Origin of the sequence: Kribbella sp. NPDC003505 (assembly GCF_040610875.1) — a bacterium.
Classification (GTDB): domain Bacteria; phylum Actinomycetota; class Actinomycetes; order Propionibacteriales; family Kribbellaceae; genus Kribbella.
In genome coordinates this window covers 99,454-114,997 of the sequence record NZ_JBEXNA010000005.1, presented here as the reverse complement: position 1 = coordinate 114,997, position 15,544 = coordinate 99,454, and the positions used below count along the sequence as shown (strand labels likewise).

The window sequence follows — 15,544 nt, the reverse complement described above, 5'->3', positions numbered from 1 at the left end:
TGCCCAAGAGGGGAAACACTCATGTCCGAAGAAGTCATCAACGCCGATCCGCCGGACGGCCGGCCGGTCGACGCTGTGGCGGCGACCGGAGCCAACGCGCACGGCCATCGCAACCTCGGCATCGCGCTCGCGCTGATCTGCATGGCGCAGCTGATGGTGGTGCTGGACGGCACCATCGTGAACATCGCGCTGCCGCACATCAAGAACGAACTGGGCTTCAGCGACGCGTCGCTGCCGTGGGTGGTCAACGCCTACGCGCTGGCGTTCGGCGGTCTGCTGCTGCTCGGCGGCCGGATCGGTGACATCGTCGGCCGCCGCAAGGTGTTCGTGTTCGGCGTCGTGCTGTTCGGTCTGGCGTCGTTCGTCGGCGGTATCGCCCAGAGCGAGGGCGTCCTGCTGGCCAGCCGGATCGCGCAGGGCATCGCGGCCGCGGCCGCCTCGCCGAACGCGCTGGCACTGATCACCACCACCTTCCCGGCCGGCAAGGAGCGCAACCGGGCGATGGGTGTGTACGCCGCGATGTCCGGCGCCGGCGCCGCGATCGGCCTGATCCTCGGTGGCGCCCTGACCGAGGCCGACTGGCGCTGGACGTTCTTCATCAACACCCCGATCGGCCTGCTGGTGGCCGTCGCCGCGTTCCGATTCCTCGGTGAGTCGGAGCGACAGACCGGCAAATTCGACCTGCCGGGTGCGATCACCGGAACCCTCGGTCTGACTTCGCTGGTCTACGGTCTGACGCACGCCGCCACCGAGGGCTGGGGCGACACCTGGACGCTGGTCTTCATCCTCGGCGGCCTGGCGCTGATCGGGCTGTTCCTCACCATCGAGGCGCGGTCGAAGCACGCGCTGATGCCGTTCCGGATCCTCGCGAACCGGACCCGCGGCGTGAGCTTCTTCGTGATGCTGATCGTCGGCGCGGCGATGTTCTCGATGTTCTACTTCCTGGGCATCTTCGTGCAGTCGATCATGGGCTACAGCGCGATCAAGACCGGTCTGTCGTTCCTGCCGTTCAGCTTCGGCATCGTGGTCGCCGCCCAGGTCGCGTCGACGCTGGTGGCGCGGGTCGACCCGCGCTGGATCTCCGGCGCCGGTGGCGTGTTCGTCGCGGGCGGCATGTTCGGGTTCAGCCAGCTCCAGGTCGACTCGTCGTACCTGACCGACCTGCTGCCGTACATCCTGGTCCTGTCGTTCGGCATGGGCCTGATCTTCGTCCCGCTCACGCTGACCGCGGTCAGCGGTGTCGCGGCCGAGGACTCCGGTGTCGGATCCGCCGTCCTGAACACGGTGCAGCAGATCGGTGGTGCGATCGGTCTGGCGCTGCTGGGCACGATCTCCACCAGCGCGATCAAGGACAAGTTCGCCGAGCTGGCCCCCGGCCTGCAGAAGGCGGCCGAGTCCGGGCAGTCTCCGGAGCAGATCAAGCAGCTGCAGGGCCAGTTCACCGCGCTCGCCACGACGCACGGTTTCACCCGGGCGTTCATCTGGTCGGCGTTCCTGGCGCTGGGCGCGGCCGTGATCACGCTCGTCGGCCTGTCGATCAAGCACAAGGACCTGGCCACCGACGGCCAGAACGCCGTCCACATGGGCTGATCGGCCGCAGTACTCGAAGGGCCTGCTTCCCGGGAGGGGGGAAGCAGGCCCTTCGTCTGTGTCCACAGTGTCCACAGTGTCCACAGTGTCGCCAGTGTCTACAGTGTCTACAGCGGTTTGCGCATGACCAGTTCCCGGCGTACGCCGTCGGCCATCAGGTCGCCGGGCTCGTCGGTGTCGACGTAGCCGTGACGCAGGTACAGGTTGCGCGCCGGGTCGTTGCCCGGGACAACGGACAGCTTCAGCGTCGCGGCGCCGATCCCGCGGGCCCAGTCCTCGATCGCGGTCATCAGCGCGTTGCCGACACCCTTGCCGCGGCCCGCGGGCGCGACCCACATCGAGACCAGCTCGGCGGTGTCGTCGGCGCTCGGGAACCCGCCTGCCATACCGGCCGGCGTACCGTCGATCGAGGCGAGCACCTGATAGCCGCCGGGCGAGCTCAGCCGCTCCCGCCAGCGGTCCTCGGTGGCGTCCACCCAGTCCGCGTACTGCGAACCGAAGGCGAACGGCGCCTCCGCGAGCGCGGCGAGCCGGAGCTCACGCCACGCCTTCCAGTCGTCCGGGCCGATTGCTTGTACGTCGATCACCGGCACAGGATCGCAGCCCGGGCGGAGCGCGGGCGAGTCAGTTTCGGGGCGGGAACTTCGACGACACCCAGTCGCGGACGCCGCCCAGGCCGTCGCCGAGGTCGCGGAGGAACTTGGCCAGCGGGTCCTGCGAGCGGTTGAACGCCTCGGTGTACGACTTGGCGGCGTTCTTCGCCTCCTGCGAGATCGACGCGTCGCCGTCGTCCTGCCGCTTCGGGTAGTCGCCGGAGACGACCGTCGTGTACTCGCCCTCGTCGACCCAGCGGCGCAGCTCGTGCGCCCGGATGACGGCCATCGGGTGCGACTGCGCCTCGAGCAGCAGCAGCTTCAGCACGCTGTCACGCAGGTCGCCGGCGCTCTCGTACTCCGTGCCTTGGGCGAGGAACGTGGTGGTGTCGAGTTCATGGAGCTGACCGCCGCTGGCGAGCTTCATCTGGACGCGCAGCGCGACGGCCGGGTCCTGGACCGCGAGCAGACCCGCCCGGTCACCGGAGAGCTCTGCCTTGCGGTGCCACTCGTGCAGCGCGGCGATGATCGCCCGGAGGCCGAGCGCGCCGATCGGCATCCAGCCGACAGCTCCGGTCAGGCGCATCAGCCAGAGCAGCAGTGACTGGTACAGCGCGTGCCCGCTCTGCGCGTGGCCGAGCTCGTGACCGAGGACGAACCGCAGCTCCTCCTCGTCCAGGCCCTTGATCAGAGCGCTGTTCACCACGATGAACGGCTTGTCCATGCCGATCGTGACCGCGTTCCAGATCGGGCTGTTGGTGACGTACAGCTCGGGGAGCTGGCGGACGTCGAGCGTGGAGGCCGCCTCGGTGAAGAGCCGGTGCACGGTCGGGAACTGCCGCTCGTCGACCCGGATCGCGCCACCCAGGAACTGCAGCCGGAACGCCCGCTCGTTGATCATCCCCGACATCTTGCGCAGGACGTAGTCGAAGCCTTTCAGCTGCCGCAGCGCGACCAGCGCACCCCGGTCCGCCGGGTGCTCCCACGCGCGCGAGCTGATGTCGGTCAACGTCACCCGCTGTCGCGTCGGCCGATCACTGTTCTCACTCATCGTTCCCCCTGCTGCCCGGTCGTCGTGGATTCCCAACCTAGCTCGCCCTCGGGGTCCAGCGGGGGTTGAGCGCCGCGGCCAGCAGCCCGGTGGGGATCCAGCCGATCGGTACCGCCCACCAGCCGAGGCCCTGGCCGGCCGCGACTGCAGTCGTCCCGACCGACAGCGCCGTACCGGCGAGCCAGTACCAGAGCGCGTTCCAGCCGGGGCGCCGGGTGCCGCGGCGGTAGCCGACCCAGGCGAGCGTCAGGGTCGCGGGGAGGGCCAGGGCGATCGCGCCGACGGTGAGGATCGCGAGGATCATCGCGACCTCGGCCGGCGAGAACTCGATCGCGCCGAGCGGGATCACCGGGGCCGCCCGGCGTACTGCTGGGCGTGCAGCGGCTGGTACGGCTGGTACGGCGGGTACCGCGGTTGGTACGACTGGTTCTGGGGATGCGGGTGGGGTGGGCGGCGGTGCAGGAGCCGGGCACGGTGCTCGTCCGGAAGCAGATACCAGGCGACGGTCCAAAGCAGCGCCCAGTCCAGGACGGCCGCGACGAAGAAGATCCGCAGCACGATGCACGCGGACATGATCGCGGCCGAGACCACGGTGCTCCACGCCCAGTACCAGACGGCGTTCCGGTACGGGTGGCGGCCGGCGCGCAGGTACCCGACGACCGCGAGCGGGCCGCTCACCGGGAGCGCGCCGCCCAGCGCCAGCGCCGCGACCATGAGCGCGACGAACCAGTCAGGGAAATCGATCATGGGACCGATCCTCGCGGCCGGGGCGGGTGGTTGCAGAGCGTAGGAATACTCAAATCGCGCCGTACGTCCTAGCCTGGCCCGCATGAGTGAGGTAGACGGGGTGTGCCGTGAGGTCGACCGGCGCGACGACAAGGCGCGGGCCTGGGTCTCCGAGGCGATCCGGATCGTCGACGCCGACGCGAACCGCAGCGCCGACACGCATCTGCACGTGTTCCCGATGCCGGAAGGTTCCGGCGTGGACCTGTATCTCAAGGACGAGTCCGTCCACCCGACCGGCTCACTCAAGCACCGGCTCGCCCGCTCCCTGTTCCTGTACGCGCTGTGCAACGGCTGGATCCACGAGGGCACCACGGTCATCGAGGCGTCCAGCGGCTCCACGGCCGTCAGCGAGGCGTACTTCGCCCGGCTGCTCGGCCTGCCGTTCATCGCGGTGATGCCGGCGTCCACGAGCCGCGAAAAGGTCGAGCTGATCGAGTTCTACGGCGGCCGCTGCCATTTCGTCGAACGCTCCGGCCAGATCTACGGCGAGGCCAAGCGGCTGGCCGAGGAGACCGGCGGGCACTACATGGACCAGTTCACGTACGCCGAGCGGGCGACCGACTGGCGCGGCAACAACAACATCGCCGAGTCGATCTTCGGGCAGCTCTCGCTCGAGGCGCACCCGATCCCGACCTGGATCGTGGTCGGCGCAGGCACCGGCGGCACGTCGGCCACCATCGGGCGGTACGTGCGCTACCAGCGGTACGACACGTCGGTCGCCGTGGTGGACCCGGAGAACTCCGCCTTCTTCCCCGCCTTCGAGGCCGGCGACCACGACTTCTCCACCGGCCGCCCGTCCCGCATCGAAGGCATCGGCCGCCCGCGCGTCGAGCCGTCCTTCGTCCTCGGCGTCGTCGACCGGATGATCTCGGTCCCCGACGCCGCCTCGATCGCCGCGATGCGCTTCTGCTCCCGCGTCACCGGCCGCCTCGTCGGGGGCTCCACCGGCACCAACCTCTGGGGCGCCCTCCGCCTGGCCGCCGAGATGCGCCGCACCGGCGCCCGCGGCAGCATCGTCACTCTGCTCTGCGACAGCGGCGAACGCTACGGCAACACCTACTACGACGACACCTGGCTCCGCACCGCCGGCATCGACATCACCCCCTACACCACCACCCTCGAAACCTTCGCCACCACCGGCCACTGGACCGAACCGGAGTAAACAGCCGTGCTCGGTCAGGGCAGGAGTGCGACTTTGCCCACCGTGGCTCGGGAATCGAGTTCGGCGAGGGCTTTCGGGCCATCGGCCAGGTCGTAGGTCGTGGGCTGGGCCGGGGGGGAATACCCCGGTGGCGATGAGGTGGAACAGTTCTGCCATCACCTCGCCGAAGATCTGTGGTGTGTGCCGGATCAGGGTGCCGATGTTGAGGCCGATGAGGTGGAGTTGGTGTTTGTAGACCAGGTCCCAGTTGGTGATCGTGGCTTCTCCGGCGGGGAGGCCGGTGACGACTACCCGGCCGGTGACGCGTTTGGTGGCGGTCAGACTGGTCTCGAGGGCGGGGCCGCCGATCGACTCCAGGGTCAGGTCGACACCGGCGCCGTGCGTCAACCGCAGCACTTCGGCGGCCAGGTCGGTGCTGCGAGAGTTGAGGACGTGGTCGGCGCCAAGGGCGCGCACGACGTCGTGCTTCTCGGGGGAGGCAGTTGCGATCACCGTTGCGCCGTAGTGCTTTGCCAGCCGCACGGCGGCTTGGCCGGTTCCACCTGCCGCGGCGTGGACCAGCGCGGTCTGGCCGGCGGTCAGCCTGCCCAACGGCCGGAGCGCGGCCAAGGCGGTCGGCCAGTTGACGACCAGACCCAGTGCCTGCTCGTCGGTCCATCCCGCAGGCACCGGCACGGCCGCGACCGTGGGCAGCACCAGGTACTCGGCGAACGCTCCGCCGCCGATGCTGACGCCGATCACGCGAGTGCCGACCGCGAGCTTCACCCCGTCACCGACGGCGACCACCTCACCGGCGGCCTCGATGCCGGCGACGTATGGCGGGTTCGGGCCGCCTGCGAAGGTGCCGCGGGACTGGGAGATGTCGACGTAGTTGAGGCCGGCGGCTGTGACTCGCACGAGAACCTCGCCGGGGCCGGGCTCCGGGATCGGTACGTCGCTCAGTTGCAGATCCTGGGGTCCGTTGAGCGACATCTGCTGCAGTGCCCGCATGGCGCCCCTCCTTTGTTGGTCGATTGACCAACAAATCGTGACACCGCCGTGTGGGCCGGTCAAGATAAACTTGGTCGATCGACCAACAAAGTCGGGGAGGACCGATGGCAACCCGCGGCCGGCCGCGGACGTTCGACCCGGACGTCGCCTTGCGTCAGGCCTTGGACGTCTTCTGGGAACGCGGGTACGAAGGCACGTCGCTCAGCGATCTCGGCGGTGCGATGGGGATCCGGTCCGCGAGCATCTACGCGTACTTCGGCAGCAAGGAAGACCTGTTCCGGCAGGTCATGGCCCTGTACGGGACCACCGCAGGCGAGCCGCCGCGCCGTGCCCTCCGCGAAGGACCGACCGCCCGCGAAGCGATTCACACCATGCTGCAGGCGACCGCGGAGCAGATCACCCACCCCGAACATCCGCACTACTGCATGCTCGTCCTCGCCGCCCCGACCGGGGCCATCGAGAATCACGCAGTACGCGAGTTTCTGGCCGAGGGACGCCACGGCCAGTACGTGGAGATCAAGGACCGGCTGTCCCGCGGCGTGACCGACGGCGACCTCGCCCCGACTGTCGGCCTGGAGGCGATGGCCAGGTACTACGCCACCGTCGTACAAGGCCTTTCGATCCAGGCCCGCGACGGCGCCACCCGCGCCGAACTGGAAACCGTCATCACCTGCGCGATGGCTGCCTGGGACACCCTCGCCGCATGACCCGCATCCTGATCACCGGTATGCGGCGCGGCGCTTGAGCTCGACGGGCGGCGGTCGGTCGCTGACCTTGCCGACACCGTGGAAGGGCTGCTCGACGAAGGCAAGCGGACACCGCGCTGGACCTGCCCGAGTATCCGTCAGCTGCCCAGGGCGAGGCCCACGCCGAGGCCGATGGCGTAGAGGAGTTCCGTCAGGCCGGTGAACTTCAGCACCGGGATCAGGGCGGGGCCTACCGCATCGCTCAGGATGATGCGGGTGGACTTCACGGCCAGGGGGAGCGCGATGAACGCCAGCAGGGTCCAGGGCGTCGCGATGACGGAGACGGCGGCCAGGACGAACGCCAGGGCGATCAAAGCGGCGTAGAAGCGGCGGGAGAGTGCGGCGCCGAGGACCACGGCCAGCGTGCGTTTGCCGGTGACCGAGTCGGTCGGGATGTCGCGGAGGTTGTTCGCGACCAGGAGAGCACAGGCGATGGCGCCGATCGAGACGGCGCCGGCCGCCGCGGTCCAGCTCAGGGCCTCCGCCTGGACGTACGTCGTACCGAGGACGGCGACCAGGCCGAAGAACAGGAACACGCTCACCTCGCCGAGGGCGCGGTAGCCGTACGGACGCTTGCCGCCGGTGTAGAACCAGGCGCCGAGCAGGGACGCGGCGCCGGCGACCAGGAGCCACCAGCTCGACGTTGCGCAGAGGACGATGCCGAGGGCGGCGCCGATACCGAAGCAGGTGAAGGCCGCGGTCTTGACTGCCCGTGGCGTGGCGACCTTGGAGCCGACCAGGCGGAGCGGGCCGACGCGGTTCTCGTCGGTGCCGCGGATGCCGTCGCTGTAGTCGTTGGCGTAGTTGACGCCGATCTGCAGCGCCAGCGCGACGCCGAGGGCCAGCAGCGCCTTCCACCAGACGAAGCCGTCGAGGTACGCGGCGGCGCCGGTGCCGACGAGCACGGGGGAGATCGCGGCGGGCAAGGTGCGGGGGCGGGCGCCTTCGATCCACTGGGCAGGGGTAGCCATGACCGTCGATTCTGTCAGCCGCACGGCCGACCGCCCGAAGCGCCCTCCCGCCGCCCCGGCGGGCGGCCGCCGGTAGGCCGGTCCGATGCGACCGGCTGGGCGGGTGGGCCGTACGCTCGGAAGGACATGTCTAGGTTGCGGCTGGTTCCGGGGACGCCGGACGGGGTGTTGGCGGCGCTCGCCGGTGTGCTCGACGGCAGTGGTACGGCGTTCGCGCCGGTGCCGGAGGACGCGGTCGGGGCCGCGCGGGTGCAGCAGGCGGCCAGGCCGGACGAGCCGGTCGAGGACGGGACCGCAGTGGTGCTGACCACATCTGGGTCCTCGGGGGAGCCCAAGGGTGTGCTGCTGTCGCGGGACGCTCTGGTCGCCTCGGCCACGGCGACGCACGAGCGGCTCGGCGGCCCGGGGCAGTGGTTGCTGCCGATGAAGCCGTACTTCGTGGGCGGGCTGCAGATCCTCACGCGCTCGCTGGTCGCCGGTACGACGCCGGTGCTGCTCGGCGACAGCTTCACCGAAGCCGCCCGGCAGCTGACCGGCGTACGGCGCTACACGGCGATGGTGCCGACGCAGCTGGCCCGGTACCTCGAGACCGACCTCCAGGCGCTGCGCTCGTTCGACGCGATCGTCATCGGCGGGGCGTCGACGCCGGAGCCGCTCAAACAACGCACCGCGGAGGCCGGCGTGACGGCGATCCCGGCGTACGGGATGACCGAGACCGGCAGCGGCTGCGTGTACGCCGGTGTGCCGCTGGACGGCACCGCGATCGACCTCGGCGCCGATCAACGCATCCTCATCAAGGGCAGCACGCTGTTCTCCGGCTACCGGTTGCGGCCGGAGCTGACCGCGGAGGTGCTGCGCGACGGGTGGTTCCGGACCCAGGATCGCGGTGAGCTGGTGGACGGTCGGCTGCGGGTGATCGGCCGCGTCGACGACGTGGTCATTTCCGGTGGCGTGAACGTCACGCTGACGACGGTGCAGGCCCGCCTGCTCGAGCACCCGCGGGTGAACGACGCCGTAGTACTGGGCGTTCCGGATGCTGAGTGGGGGACGCGCGTCGTGGCGTTCGTCGTCGGCGAGCCGACGCGCGACGAGGCTCGGGACTGGGTCAGCCAGACCCTGCCGCGAACCTGGGCTCCGCAGGACGTCGTACAGCTCCAGGCGTTGCCGATGCTTGCTTCGGGCAAGGTGGATCGGCAACGGCTCCGGGAGGGCGTGCGGTGATCACGTACTCGCTCGGCCTCAAGAACAAGTTCCGTGGCATCACAGTGCGCGAAGGGATGCTGTACGAAGGCCCTGCGGGCTGGGCGGAGTGGAGCCCGTTCTTGGACTACGACGATGCCACCTGCGTGTCTTGGCTGCGGGCCGCTCGCGAGGCGGCCGAGGTCGGCTGGCCGGCACCAGTACGCGACCGTGTGCCCGTCAACTGCACTGTGCCCGCGGTTGGCCCTGAGAAGGCAGCCGAGATCGTCAGAGCATCTGGCTGTAGTACGGCGAAGGTGAAGGTGGCTGAGCCGGGTCAGACGCTCGCTGACGACTTGGAGCGCGTGGAAGCAGTACGGGACGCCATCGGCAGCGGACAGGTACGCATCGACGCCAACGGGCTGTGGTCGGTGGACCAGGCCGTCCAGAACCTCAAGCAGCTGCAGCGATTCGACCTGGAGTACGTCGAGCAGCCGACCGCAACCGTGGAAGAGCTGGCCGAGGTCCGGCGCCGGACGGACGTACCGGTCGCGGCTGACGAGTCGATCCGGCGCGCCGAGGATCCGCTGCGGGTCAAGAAGCTCGACGCGGCGGACATCGCCGTACTGAAGGTGCAGCCGATCGGTGGCGTCCGTGCGTGCCTGGACATCGCGGAGCAGATCGGACTGCCCGTCGTGGTCTCGTCAGCACTGGAAACCTCGGTGGGCATCGCAGCCGGCGTCGCGCTCGCCGCCGCGCTGCCGGAGCTGCCCTACGCCTGCGGCCTGGCCACGGTGTCGATGTTCACCCGGGAGGTCACCACTGAGCCGTTATTGGCCAAGGACGGTTACCTGCCGGTCAGACGCGTCGCACCGGATCCCGAGCTGTTCCAGCAAGCGCGGGCCGACGCGGACCGGACCAAGGTGTGGGAAGAACGCCTGTCCCGAGTAAGGAGTGTCGGATGAACCCCTCCACGGCGTTTGCGACAGTCGTGGTCGACGAGCTGATCCGCTGCGGCGTACGCGAGGCAGTGGTGTGCCCCGGCTCGCGCAGCGCCCCGCTGGCGCTGGCGTTCGCGGCCGCCGACCGGGACGGCCGGCTCAGGCTGCACGTGCGGATCGACGAGCGTACGGCGGGCTTCCTGGCGATCGGCCTGATGCGCGGCAGCGGTCTGCCGGTGCCGGTCGTCACGACCTCGGGCACTGCGGTGGCGAACCTGCACCCCGCCGTACTCGAAGCGTCGCACAGCGGTCTCCCGCTGATCGTGCTGAGCGCGGACCGGCCTCCCGCGCTGAGAGGCAGCGGCGCGAACCAGACCACCGATCAGATCAAGGTGTTCGGCTCTGCGGTCCGCCTGTTCCACGAGATGGGTACGCCGGTGCGTGAGGCCGGTCAGGTGGCGTACTGGCGGTCGCAGGTCGCGCGTGCCGTGGCCAACGCGACAGGTGCGCGTTCTGCAGACCCTGGGCCGGTACAGCTCAACTGCCCGCTCAGTGAGCCGCTGGTGCCTACTGACGGACCTGAGTGGCCGGAGCCGTTGCACGGACGCAGCACGGGACCGTGGACTGCTGTGCACGCTGCGAGTGCTCAACCCGCGGCCGTGTCTCCAGGGCCGAGGACCGTGGTTGTTGCTGGTGACGGGGCCTCGCAAGCGGCGCGGCTGGCTGCTGAGGCGGGGCGGTGGCCGTTGTTCGCGGAGCCGTCCAGCCGGGCGCGGACGGGCCCGGCGGTGGTCAGTGCGTACCGGCTGTTGCTGCAGGCAAGCCCCCTCGCCGGTGAGATCGAGCGGGTGCTGGTCTTCGGGCACCCGACCCTGTCGCGACCGATCGCGAAACTGCTGGCGCGGGCCGATGTCGAGCTGATCGTGGTCGCGCCGACCGGCCTGTGGCCGGACCCGGCCCGCCGCGCGGCCTCCGTGGTCGCCGGGCTGACCGTCACCGGACCCGACACCACCGACTGGCTGCAGAGGTGGCAGGACGCCGACCAGGCGGCCCGTCCGGAGATCGACAAGGTGCTCGCGGACGGCCTCAGCGGACCGCGCGTCGCGGCGCTCGTCGGTGCGGCGGTCGGCGCCGACGGGATGCTCGTGGTCGCCTCCTCGAACCCGGTCCGCGACCTCGACCTCGCACCGGTCGTCCCGATCCGCACGATCGCGAACCGCGGCCTGGCCGGGATCGACGGCACCGTCTCGACCGCGGTCGGCGCCGCGCTCGCGAACGCGGGCCCGACGTACGCGCTGATCGGCGATCTGGCCTTCCTGCACGACAGCACCGGGCTCGTCATCGGGCCGGACGAGGCCCGGCCAGACCTGCGGATCGTGGTCGTGAACGACAACGGCGGCGGGATCTTCTCCACACTGGAACAAGGCGACCCGGACCACGCGACGCACTTCGAGCGGGTCTTCGGCACACCGCACAACGTCGACCTCGGCGCGCTGTGCGCGGCCAGCGGTACGCCGTACACGCTCGTGGAGACCGTCGACGAGTTGCAGGCCGCGCTGGCGCCCACGGTCGCCGGCCTGGACGTCGTCGAGGTGCGGATCTCCCGGGACGGTCACCGCCCGATCGGCGCGGCGCTGGTCGCGGCGCTCAGGCAGCTGTAACCGGCACCTTTCGCGCGGGCTGCAAGGTCCTGAGGTGGCTGAGCAGCGGTACGGCCATCGCGATCACCAGTGCGGTGGTGGTGAGGATCGGGATCGTCGCGCCGCGCAGTGACGAGTTGAGCGGGGCGGCGATGGTGAAGATCAGGCTGACCGCGGTGATGACCGTGGTCAGCCGGCGACCGGGCCGGGCGACGGCCAGGAACGGCAGACACCACAGGAAGTACCAGTCGTGCGCGCTCGGCCCGAGGACGACGACCGCGAGCAGTGCGACGCCCACAGCCCTCGCCGCGTAGTGGATGGACGACCGGAGACTCAGCCACGCGATCAGGCCGAGCGCTGCGACCATACCGACCAGGCGGACGATCTGGAGAGCCTGTTCGGCCGCAGTGTCCGCACCGAGCCAGCCGAGGACGCCGGACGCGGCCATGCCGATCAGGTTGGCGATGGAGAACGGTGAACGGACCAGTCCAGGGACGTCGAGCGCCCCGAGCCAGCCGGAGCCCACTCCGGTCAGCGCGCCGATGGTGACGAGCGTGAGTACAGACACCGCACCGGCAACGACCAGGCTGGCGAACCGGTGCAGCCGTCCGGCGAGCGGGCTCATCACTGCGGCAATCGCGATCGCCACCAGGCCACCGGGAAGCTTCACTGCGGCCGCTGCGCCGGCAATGACAGCCGCCGTACCCCAGCGGCCGGTCAGTGCGAGCGCGAAGGCGCTGCAGGCCAGCCCGAGCATCAGTACGTCGTTGTGCGCCGCGCCGATGCCGTGGGTGATCAGCATCGGGTTCAGAACGACCAGCCAGGTGGCGACGGCTGGGTCGACGCGGCATGCGATTGCCAGCCGCGGCACGGCCCAGGCGATGAGGGCTATGCCCAGTACGGCGAGGAGGCGGTGCGCCAGCATCAGCGCGTACGGGTCCATGGTGAGGTGGGCGAGCAGACCGCCGTACGCGAGCGGCAGGGGACCGTACGGCGCGGGTGTCTGCATCCAGATCGGGTCGACGGCCTCGATGATGTGGCCGGACAGCACGCCGGGGCCTACGTCGTACGGGTTGTAGCCCTCGGCGACCAGGGCGCCCTGGGCGGCGTAGCTCCAGGCGTCCCGGCTGAACAGCGGCGGGGTCAGGAGGAGCGGTGCGCTCCAGCACGCCGTCATACGGAGCAGGGGGGTACGTACGCCGGCTATTACCTGCCTGCCCACGGTCAACCAGGCCCAGGCCATCAGCCCGAGCCCGGCGACCATGAACGTCAAGCCGACCATCCGACCGGGTAACGAGTGGCGAAGCGGAACCGCGGCGACCCACGACGACGCCGGCACCACCGACGTCACCAGGCTCGCCACCGCGACTACGACAGAGCCGACGACCCCACGGACCACCGGCGAGCGCATGAGCGGACCGTAGCCCGCCCATACGACACACCGATGAACATCAAGCGGATTCCTTGCGGAACGTTCTTGCGCCGACAGCGAGTCCGATGACTGTCAGCAGGACCACCCAGAACAGGCCCCAGAGCGAGGACGAGCTGCCGATGTCGCCGCGGAACAGTGCGCGGACGCCGTTCACCACGTGCTTCAGCGGGCTGATGTCGGACAGGTGTTGCAGCCAGGCCGGGCCGATCTGCATCGGTAGCAGGATGCCGGACAGCAGCAGCAGCGGCATGGCGATGCCGTTGAGCAGCGGCGCCAGTGCGTCCTCGCTCTTGGTGATGAGCGCGACCGAGTACGACAGCGAGGCGAAAGTGGCGCCGAGCAGCGCGACGATCACCAGCGACAGCAGTACGCCGCTCCACGGGGCCCGCAGACCGAGGGGGAGCGCGGCGAGCAGCAGGAGGATCGACTGCACCACTAGGACGACGACGTCACGCAGTACCCGTCCTGCCATCAGCGCGATCCGGGAGGCCGGGGTGACGCGGTCGGCCTCGATGACACCGGCCCGGTACTCCGCGATCAGGCCGAAGCCGACGAACATCGCGCCGAACATGCCGAGCTGCACGATCAGGCCGGGAATGAACACCTGGTAGGCGTTCGTGGTCGCGCCCTGGCTGATCTGGGCGGTGATCGGCTTGAGCAGCGGGCCGAACAGGAACAGGTACATCAACGGCTGGCTGAGCATCAGGATCGACCACATCGGGTTTCGCAGCGACAGCCGCATCGCGCGGTGGAAGACGATCCAGGTCTCACGCAGGACGGTCATGCCGCGGTCTCCTCGTCAGCTTCGGGGGCCGTGTCCTCGTCGCGGAGGGAACGGCCGGTCATGGTCAGGAACACGTCGTCGAGGGTCGGCCGATGCACCTCGACACCGTGCAACTCGATGCCCTGGGCATCGATCGAGCGCAGCAGGCCGGGCAGCACCGAACCGCCGCGCGGGATCCGGAAACCGACCACGTCGTCCGCCGCCTCGACCTCGCCGGCGCCGTCGAGCTCGCGGACGATCTTCATCACCGCGGGCGCCTGTGCACCGTCCGCGAGACGCAGCCGGACGGCGTCCCCGGACACCTGCTCCTTGAGGGTTTCCGGCGTTCCGGAGGCGACGATCCGGCCGTGGTCGATGACCAGGATCCGGTCGCAGAGCGCGTCCGCCTCGTCCAGGTAGTGGGTGGTCAGGAAGATCGTCGCGCCCCGGTCGCGGAGGCCGCGGATGTGCTCCCACAGGTTGGCCCGCGCCTGCGGGTCGAGGCCGGTGGTCGGCTCGTCGAGGAAGATCAGCTTCGGGTCGTGGATCAGGCCCATCACGATGTCCAGGCGCCGACGCTGACCGCCGGACAGCGTCTTGCACTGCCGGCGCCAGAGGCCGGGCAGGTCGAGCTCCTCGAACAGCCGCTGCCCGTCCGCGGCCGCCTTCGCCTTCGGTACGCCGTACAGCCGGGCGTGGTCGACGACCTCGTCGCCGGCGATCGCCTCGGGCAGCGTCGACCCGCTCTGCGGCACGTACCCGATCCCGCGCCGGACCCCGACCGGGTCCTTCGCCAGGTCGCAACCGGCCACCGTCGCGGTCCCCGCCGTCGGCGTGATCAGGGTCGCCAGCATCCGCATCGTCGTGGTCTTGCCGGCCCCGTTCGGCCCCAGGAACCCGACGATCTCCCCGTCGGCCACCTCGAGATCAACCCCCTGCACCGCCTGTACAGGGCCTCTCTTCGTCTTGAACGTCCGCACCAGCCCGCGCGCTTCGATCATCATGCGGGCCAGTGTGACTAATCAACTTTGACTAGTCAATCTTGATTATCGCGATCGGGGGCGTCCGGGATCTTGCCCCAGTGGGTCACCATGCCCGGGTACGGCTCCCAGTCGGCGGGCTCGCCGGCGAAGGCGTAGGCGCCGCCGCGGATCCGGTCGAGGAACTCGCGGGTCCAGCGCAGTTCGCCCGCGTCGCGGGCCTTGGTGATCCGGAACATCTCGACCACGTGGTTCGGCGTCCCGGGGTCTTCCTGGATCTGGCGCTCGGCGAAAGGCTCCGACTTGAGCCAGGACTCGATCTGGGTGATCCGCGCCTCGAGTGCCGCGATCACCTCGTCGCGGCGCAGCGACCACAGGAAGCTGATCGTGGCCTGCATCTTGTCGGGATGGAACCCGTCCACGGTCCACAGCATGCCGCGCAACAGCGAGAAGTACTCCGTCTCGCCGTCCGCGGTCAGCTTGTACGACGTACGCCCGGGCCGGTGCGCACCGTCCTGCTCCAGCTCCTGCAGGTACCCGTGCTTGGCCAGGGTCCGAAGGCCGGTGTAGATCGAGCCGGGGTTGATATTCGCCCAGTTCTCCACCTGCCACGTCATCAGCTCGCGCCGCAGCTGGTACCCGTACGCCGGCTGGAAGATCCGCACGACGCCGAGCAGCAACAACCGCGTGGTGGACATGCCCGCAGTGTAAATCCGCAGG

The 15,544-nt window shown here is 69.8% G+C and carries 15 protein-coding genes and 1 pseudogene; 6 read left to right on the top strand and 10 right to left on the bottom strand.

The genetic code is table 11. The features are described 5' to 3' along the window. Positions 1-21: 21 nt before the first annotated feature. Positions 22-1,590 carry an MFS transporter gene (locus ABZX12_RS18390; RefSeq protein ID WP_355694504.1) on the top strand — a complete coding sequence of 523 codons (1,569 nt, stop codon included), beginning with the start codon at positions 22-24 and terminating at the stop codon, positions 1,588-1,590. Positions 1,591-1,697: 107 nt separating this feature from the next. Here ABZX12_RS18390 and ABZX12_RS18385 read toward each other — a convergent pair whose 3' ends face one another. From ABZX12_RS18385 to ABZX12_RS18370, 4 genes are read right to left on the bottom strand one after another with little or no spacing between them, the layout of a single operon-like run. Beyond that, entirely contained in the window at positions 1,698-2,177 is a 480-nt protein-coding gene (locus ABZX12_RS18385) for a GNAT family N-acetyltransferase (RefSeq protein ID WP_355694503.1), read from the bottom strand. A gap of 37 nt (positions 2,178-2,214) precedes the next feature. After that, the gene (locus tag ABZX12_RS18380; protein ID WP_355694501.1) at positions 2,215-3,234 is read right to left on the bottom strand and encodes a M48 family metallopeptidase; all 1,020 of its coding nucleotides are present in this window, start codon (positions 3,232-3,234) and stop codon (positions 2,215-2,217) included. 37 nt (positions 3,235-3,271) lie between these two features. Continuing rightward, positions 3,272-3,583 (bottom strand): hypothetical protein, encoded by a 312-nt coding sequence (locus ABZX12_RS18375; protein WP_355694499.1) that lies wholly within the window; start codon positions 3,581-3,583, stop codon positions 3,272-3,274. Then, positions 3,580-3,981, bottom strand: a complete 402-nt coding sequence (locus ABZX12_RS18370; RefSeq protein ID WP_355694497.1) for a hypothetical protein — start codon at positions 3,979-3,981, stop codon at positions 3,580-3,582. Before ABZX12_RS18370 ends, ABZX12_RS18375 begins: the two co-directional genes overlap by 4 nt. A gap of 82 nt (positions 3,982-4,063) precedes the next feature. Here ABZX12_RS18370 and ABZX12_RS18365 point away from each other — a divergent pair, with 82 nt between their 5' ends. Further along, on the top strand, positions 4,064-5,182 hold the full coding sequence (locus tag ABZX12_RS18365) for a PLP-dependent cysteine synthase family protein (RefSeq protein ID WP_355694495.1): 1,119 nt from the start codon (positions 4,064-4,066) through the stop codon (positions 5,180-5,182). A gap of 171 nt (positions 5,183-5,353) precedes the next feature. Here ABZX12_RS18365 and ABZX12_RS18360 read toward each other — a convergent pair. After that, a pseudogene (locus ABZX12_RS18360) lies at positions 5,354-6,154 on the bottom strand (zinc-binding dehydrogenase); the annotation flags it as partial. Positions 6,155-6,276: 122 nt separating this feature from the next. On the opposite strand from ABZX12_RS18360, the gene ABZX12_RS18355 reads away from it, so the two are divergent. After that, positions 6,277-6,879 carry a TetR/AcrR family transcriptional regulator gene (locus ABZX12_RS18355; protein ID WP_355694493.1) on the top strand — a complete coding sequence of 201 codons (603 nt, stop codon included), beginning with the start codon at positions 6,277-6,279 and terminating at the stop codon, positions 6,877-6,879. Positions 6,880-7,016: 137 nt separating this feature from the next. Here the strand turns inward: ABZX12_RS18355 and ABZX12_RS18350 are convergent, their stop codons facing one another. After that, positions 7,017-7,889, bottom strand: coding sequence for a 1,4-dihydroxy-2-naphthoate polyprenyltransferase (locus ABZX12_RS18350; protein ID WP_355694491.1), 873 nt, complete (start codon positions 7,887-7,889; stop codon positions 7,017-7,019). Between the two features lie 126 nt (positions 7,890-8,015). Between ABZX12_RS18350 and menE the strand changes: the two genes are divergently transcribed. From menE to menD, 3 genes are read left to right on the top strand one after another with little or no spacing between them, the layout of a single operon-like run. Further along, a complete protein-coding gene (gene menE / locus ABZX12_RS18345; protein ID WP_355694489.1) occupies positions 8,016-9,110 on the top strand; it encodes an o-succinylbenzoate--CoA ligase in 1,095 nt (364 codons plus the stop codon). After that, entirely contained in the window at positions 9,107-10,033 is a 927-nt protein-coding gene (locus ABZX12_RS18340; RefSeq protein WP_355694488.1) for an o-succinylbenzoate synthase, read from the top strand. The genes menE and ABZX12_RS18340 overlap by 4 nt, the downstream gene beginning before the upstream one ends. After that, positions 10,030-11,670, top strand: coding sequence for a 2-succinyl-5-enolpyruvyl-6-hydroxy-3-cyclohexene-1-carboxylic-acid synthase (menD, locus tag ABZX12_RS18335; protein ID WP_355694486.1), 1,641 nt, complete (start codon positions 10,030-10,032; stop codon positions 11,668-11,670). Before ABZX12_RS18340 ends, menD begins: the two co-directional genes overlap by 4 nt. Here menD and mptB read toward each other — a convergent pair. From mptB to ABZX12_RS18315, 4 genes are read right to left on the bottom strand one after another with little or no spacing between them, the layout of a single operon-like run. Then, positions 11,657-13,060 (bottom strand): polyprenol phosphomannose-dependent alpha 1,6 mannosyltransferase MptB, encoded by a 1,404-nt coding sequence (gene mptB, locus ABZX12_RS18330; protein ID WP_355694484.1) that lies wholly within the window; start codon positions 13,058-13,060, stop codon positions 11,657-11,659. The genes menD and mptB overlap by 14 nt on opposite strands. A gap of 40 nt (positions 13,061-13,100) precedes the next feature. Next, positions 13,101-13,865 (bottom strand): ABC transporter permease, encoded by a 765-nt coding sequence (locus ABZX12_RS18325; RefSeq protein WP_355694483.1) that lies wholly within the window; start codon positions 13,863-13,865, stop codon positions 13,101-13,103. After that, the gene (locus ABZX12_RS18320; RefSeq protein WP_355694481.1) at positions 13,862-14,848 is read right to left on the bottom strand and encodes an ATP-binding cassette domain-containing protein; all 987 of its coding nucleotides are present in this window, start codon (positions 14,846-14,848) and stop codon (positions 13,862-13,864) included. Before ABZX12_RS18320 ends, ABZX12_RS18325 begins: the two co-directional genes overlap by 4 nt. A gap of 32 nt (positions 14,849-14,880) precedes the next feature. After that, positions 14,881-15,522 carry a PadR family transcriptional regulator gene (locus tag ABZX12_RS18315; protein ID WP_355694479.1) on the bottom strand — a complete coding sequence of 214 codons (642 nt, stop codon included), beginning with the start codon at positions 15,520-15,522 and terminating at the stop codon, positions 14,881-14,883. Positions 15,523-15,544: the final 22 nt, after the last annotated feature.

Coding starts and splice junctions, on each gene's coding strand:
- ABZX12_RS18355 (WP_355694493.1), top strand. CDS start 6,277: ATGGCAACCCGCGGCCGGCCGCGGACGTTCGACCCGGACGTCGCCTTG.
- ABZX12_RS18370 (WP_355694497.1), bottom strand. CDS start 3,981: ATGATCGATTTCCCTGACTGGTTCGTCGCGCTCATGGTCGCGGCGCTG.
- menE (WP_355694489.1), top strand. CDS start 8,016: ATGTCTAGGTTGCGGCTGGTTCCGGGGACGCCGGACGGGGTGTTGGCG.
- menD (WP_355694486.1), top strand. CDS start 10,030: ATGAACCCCTCCACGGCGTTTGCGACAGTCGTGGTCGACGAGCTGATC.
- ABZX12_RS18315 (WP_355694479.1), bottom strand. CDS start 15,522: ATGTCCACCACGCGGTTGTTGCTGCTCGGCGTCGTGCGGATCTTCCAG.
- ABZX12_RS18350 (WP_355694491.1), bottom strand. CDS start 7,889: ATGGCTACCCCTGCCCAGTGGATCGAAGGCGCCCGCCCCCGCACCTTG.
- mptB (WP_355694484.1), bottom strand. CDS start 13,060: ATGCGCTCGCCGGTGGTCCGTGGGGTCGTCGGCTCTGTCGTAGTCGCG.
- ABZX12_RS18390 (WP_355694504.1), top strand. CDS start 22: ATGTCCGAAGAAGTCATCAACGCCGATCCGCCGGACGGCCGGCCGGTC.
- ABZX12_RS18325 (WP_355694483.1), bottom strand. CDS start 13,865: ATGACCGTCCTGCGTGAGACCTGGATCGTCTTCCACCGCGCGATGCGG.
- ABZX12_RS18365 (WP_355694495.1), top strand. CDS start 4,064: ATGAGTGAGGTAGACGGGGTGTGCCGTGAGGTCGACCGGCGCGACGAC.
- ABZX12_RS18380 (WP_355694501.1), bottom strand. CDS start 3,234: ATGAGTGAGAACAGTGATCGGCCGACGCGACAGCGGGTGACGTTGACC.
- ABZX12_RS18320 (WP_355694481.1), bottom strand. CDS start 14,848: ATGATGATCGAAGCGCGCGGGCTGGTGCGGACGTTCAAGACGAAGAGA.